The sequence below is a fragment of the Streptomyces sp. NPDC059456 genome (assembly GCF_042750055.1).
In the GTDB taxonomy this organism is placed as follows: domain Bacteria; phylum Actinomycetota; class Actinomycetes; order Streptomycetales; family Streptomycetaceae; genus Streptomyces.
In genome coordinates this window covers 1-3987 of the sequence record NZ_JBHYVA010000750.1, presented here as the reverse complement: position 1 = coordinate 3987, position 3987 = coordinate 1, and the positions used below count along the sequence as shown (strand labels likewise).

Genomic DNA, 3987 nt, shown 5'->3' with positions numbered 1-3987 from the left:
CCATTTTTTTATTGATAGGGCGACCACCGATATATACACTATAATTTTCGTCGGCAGCGTCTTTTGTGTATAAGAGACAGCCTGCCCCGGTGGTCGCGGGCCCGGCCCGGCCGCGGCGCCTGCGGGCTGCTCGATGCCGCCGCGGGCACCGCCGGCAGCCTGCTGCGCGCCTTCCCCGAACGCATCCCCCTCCACCTCGGCGCGGCCTGCCCCGCCTGCGCCACCGACCTGCCCGCGGACGGCCCCGGACGCCTCGCCGTCGCCGTACCGGAGGTCGCCGACGCGCCCTCCGCCCGGATCGCGCCGTCCCCGCCGCCCGTGCTGCCCGCGCTGAAAGGAACGCCGTGAAACTCCTGCTGGACTCCACCCGCTGCCAGGGCTACGGACTGTGCCAGGAACACGCCCCCGGCCTCGTCGAGCTCGACGAATGGGGCTACGCGAAGGTCATCGCCCTCACCGTCGAACCCGCCGCGGAGGAAGCCGCGCGCGCCTGCGCCGACAGCTGCCCCAACGCCGCCCTCCGAGTGGAGAAGTGACATGGGACGCGACCTGACCGCCCTGTTCGACCCCGGTTCCGTCGCCGTCGTCGGCGCCAGCGACGACCCGGCGAAATACGGCCACGCCGTGGCCTCCCAGGCCCTGCGGGCCCCCGACCCCCGCCCCGTCCACCTGGTGAACCGGCGCGGCGGCACCGTCCTCGGCCGCACCGCGGCCCCCTCCCTCGCAGCGATCGGCGAACCCGTCGACCTGGTCGTGATCTCCGTCCCCGGCCACGGCTTCGAGGCCGCCGTCGACGAAGCCCTGGCCTGCGGGGCGAAGGCCATCGTCGGCATCACCGCGGGCTTCGCGGAGGCGGGGCCCGCCGGACTGGCCCGGCAGCGGGCGGTCGCCGCCCGGGTCCGGGCCGCAGGAGCCGTGCTCGTCGGCCCCAACTGCCTGGGCATCGCCGACAACACCACCGAGCTCTACCTCGCCTCCGACCGCTTCGCCCCCGGCGGTGTCGCCCTCCTCAGCCAGAGCGGCAACCTCGCCCTCGAACTCCAGCTCCGCGCCGCCCCGCACGGCATCGGCTTCTCCCGGTTCGTCTCCCTCGGCAACCAGGCCGACGTCACCCTCGTCGACCTCGTCGAGGACTGCGCCCGCCACGGGGCCACCACCGCGATCGCCGTCTACGCCGAGGACTTCGGGGACGGCAGGGCCTTCGCCCGGGCCGCCGCGGCGGCGGGCAAACCGGTCGTCCTGCTCACGGCCGGCCGGGGCACCGCCTCCGCGCGCAGCGCCCGGTCGCACACCGGCGCGCTCACCACCCCGGCCGACGTGGTGGCCGCGGCCTGCCGCGACGCGGGGGTGGAACTCGTGCACACCCCGCGCGAGATGACCGTCGTACTGGCCGCCCTGGGATCGGGGCGCACGGCCGCCGCACCGGGCCGCCGGACCGCCGTCTTCACCGACGGCGGCGGCCACGGGGCCATCGCCGCCGATGCGGCCGAGGACGCCGGGCTCGACGTGCCGGAGCTCGGGCCGCGGGCGCAGGAGCGGCTGCACGCCGTGCTGTGGGAGCAGTCCGCGGTCGGCAATCCGGTCGACCTGGCCGGGATGGGGGAGCAGAACCCCCTCTCGTACGCCGCCGCGGTCGGCGAGCTCCTCGCCGCCGAAGAGGTCGACGCCGTCCTGATGACGGGCTACTTCGGCGGGTACGCCGCCTCCGACGGAGGCCTGGGCGGCGGACCGGCCGGTGGCTCGGTGCTCGCGGAGGGCGAGACCAGGGCCGCCAAGGAGATCGTCGGCCGTCTCTCCGGCGCGCCGAAGCCGCTGGTCGTGCAGTCGATGTACCCGCAGTCGCCGAGCTGCCGGGTCCTGGCCGAGGCCGGGGTGCCGGTGTTCGCCGCGACCGAGGACGCCGCCCGCGCGCTGGCCGCGATGACCGCCCGGGCCGCCGCACCGCCGCCGGCCCCCGCCCCGCTGCCGCTGCCCGCCGCACCGCTGCGGGACACCGGGTACTACGGGGTACGGGCGCTGCTCGACTCCGCCGGCGTGCCGTTCCCCCCGGCCCGCGAGATCACCGACGAGGCCGGACTGCGGGCTGCCGCCGCCGAGTTCGGGGGCCCGTACGTACTGAAGGCCCTGCACGTCCTGCACAAGTCGGACGCGGGCGGGGTGGCGCTGCGCCTGGCCGACCGGGACGCCCTGCTCGCCGCCTTCCGGGAGATGCACGCCCGGCTCGGCGCGCCCTCCTACTCCGTCGAGGCGATGGCCGACCTCACGGACGGCGTCGAGCTGATCGTGGGCGTCCACCAGGACCCGCGGTTCGGACCGGTCGCCCTGGTCGGGCTCGGCGGGGTCCTCACCGAGACCCTGCGCGACGTCGCCTTCGCGCTCGCCCCCGTACCGGCCCGCCGGGCCGGGCAGCTGCTGCGCGGTCTGCGCAGTGCCGCCCTGCTGGACGGCGTACGGGGCCGGCCGGCCGTCGACGTGGCCGCGGCGGCCGCCGTGATCGAGCGCATCACCACGGTCGCCGCCGCCCATCCGGAGATCGCCGAGCTGGAGGTCAACCCCCTGCTGGTGCGCCCGGACGGCGCCCTCACGCTGGACGCCCGGGCCGTCCTGGCCGCGCCGGCCACGCCGACCGCGCCGGCCGTCACCGGCTGACGGCCCGCACCGCACCGTCCCTCCCGTCCCCCCATCCGCCCGCACCACCTGTGCCCCGGAGGACACATGGACTTCCGCTACACCCCCGAGCAGGCCGACCTCAAGGCCCGGGCCGCCGCCTACACCCGGCTCCTGATGCGGTACGAGGACCGGTCCGAGGAGGCCGGCGGGCCGCTGCCCTCGGCCACCGTCCGCGAACTGACCCGCGCCGCCATCGAAGCGGGCGTCTACGCCATCAACATGCCCGCCGCATGGGGCGGGGCCGGGCTCTCCCTGCTGGACCAGGTGATCGTCGAGGAGGAGTTCGGCAAGGTCACCAACTGCCTCTGGGACATCCCCTGGCGGCCCGCGAACGTCCTGGCCCACGGCACCGCGGAACAACGGGAGAAGTACCTGCTGCCGGTCATCCGCGGCGAGCGGTTCGACGCCTTCGCCGTGACCGAACCCGGCGCCGGCTCCGACCCCGGATCGGGCACCAGCACGGCGGCCCGGACCGACGGAGGCTGGCTGCTCAACGGCGAGAAGTGGTTCGTGACCTGCGGTGACATCGCCGACTTCCTGCTCGTGCAGGCCGACGCCGGACCCGAGCGCGCCGCCACCCTGTTCTTCGTCGACAAGCAGGCCGCGGGCGTCGAGATGACCCGCGTCCCCCGGTTCATGCACTCCGCGGTGAACGGGCACCCCGAGTTCGTCTTCACCGACGTCTTCGTCCCCGACGAGGACGTGCTCGGCGGCGTCGGCAACGGCTACGAGCTGACCAAGGAATGGTTCACCGACGAGCGGCTGATGATCGCCGCCCGGACCGTCGGGGCGGCCGAGCGGGCGCTGGAGCTGGCCCGGGACTGGGCGGTGGAGCGCCGCCAGTTCGGTTCGCCCATCGCCGACTTCCAGCTGGTGCAGGGCATGCTTGCGGACTGCGCGGTCGACATCGCCGTCAACCGCGCCTACACCCACCAGGTCGCCTGGGAGGTCGACGAGGGCCGGCTCGACCGCAAGACGCTCCACGCCAAGGCGGCCATCGCCAAACTCGCGGCGAGCGAGGCCTCCGGCCGGGTCGTCGACCGCTGCCTGCAGATCTTCGGCGGCCGCGGCTACGACCGTTCCCACCCCGTCGAACGCCTCTACCGCGAGCTGCGCGTCGACCGCATCTGGGAGGGCACCTCCGAGATCCAGCGTCTGATCATCGCGGGCGAACTCGTCAAGCGGGGCACGGGTGTCCTGCAGATGCCGTCCCCGGCGTGACCGTACGGCGGTGCGGCCCGGGGCCCGCCCGGGCCGCCACCCCCCCGGACGACGGCCGACTGCCGGGGGCGGGTGGACCCATGACCCACGAGGTCA

Annotated in this window: 4 protein-coding genes; all 4 read left to right on the top strand. The window is 74.9% G+C overall.

Translation table 11 applies throughout. The features are described 5' to 3' along the window. The first annotated feature begins 63 nt into the window (after positions 1-63). The gene (locus tag ACFXA3_RS37735) at positions 64-348 is read left to right on the top strand and encodes a hypothetical protein (RefSeq protein ID WP_385194994.1); all 285 of its coding nucleotides are present in this window, start codon (positions 64-66) and stop codon (positions 346-348) included. Further along, positions 345-536: a ferredoxin gene (locus tag ACFXA3_RS37730; RefSeq protein WP_385194992.1), complete on the top strand. Its 192-nt coding sequence runs from the start codon at positions 345-347 to the stop codon at positions 534-536. Before ACFXA3_RS37735 ends, ACFXA3_RS37730 begins: the two co-directional genes overlap by 4 nt. Position 537: 1 nt before the next feature. Continuing rightward, positions 538-2649, top strand: coding sequence for an acetate--CoA ligase family protein (locus ACFXA3_RS37725; protein WP_385194989.1), 2112 nt, complete (start codon positions 538-540; stop codon positions 2647-2649). 66 nt (positions 2650-2715) lie between these two features. Further along, positions 2716-3891 carry an acyl-CoA dehydrogenase family protein gene (locus ACFXA3_RS37720; RefSeq protein ID WP_385194986.1) on the top strand — a complete coding sequence of 392 codons (1176 nt, stop codon included), beginning with the start codon at positions 2716-2718 and terminating at the stop codon, positions 3889-3891. Positions 3892-3987: the final 96 nt, after the last annotated feature.

Excerpts from the sequence above, each read along its gene's own strand:
- ACFXA3_RS37725 (WP_385194989.1), top strand. The coding sequence starts at position 538 with ATGGGACGCGACCTGACCGCCCTGTTCGACCCCGGTTCCGTCGCCGTC.
- ACFXA3_RS37720 (WP_385194986.1), top strand. The coding sequence starts at position 2,716 with ATGGACTTCCGCTACACCCCCGAGCAGGCCGACCTCAAGGCCCGGGCC.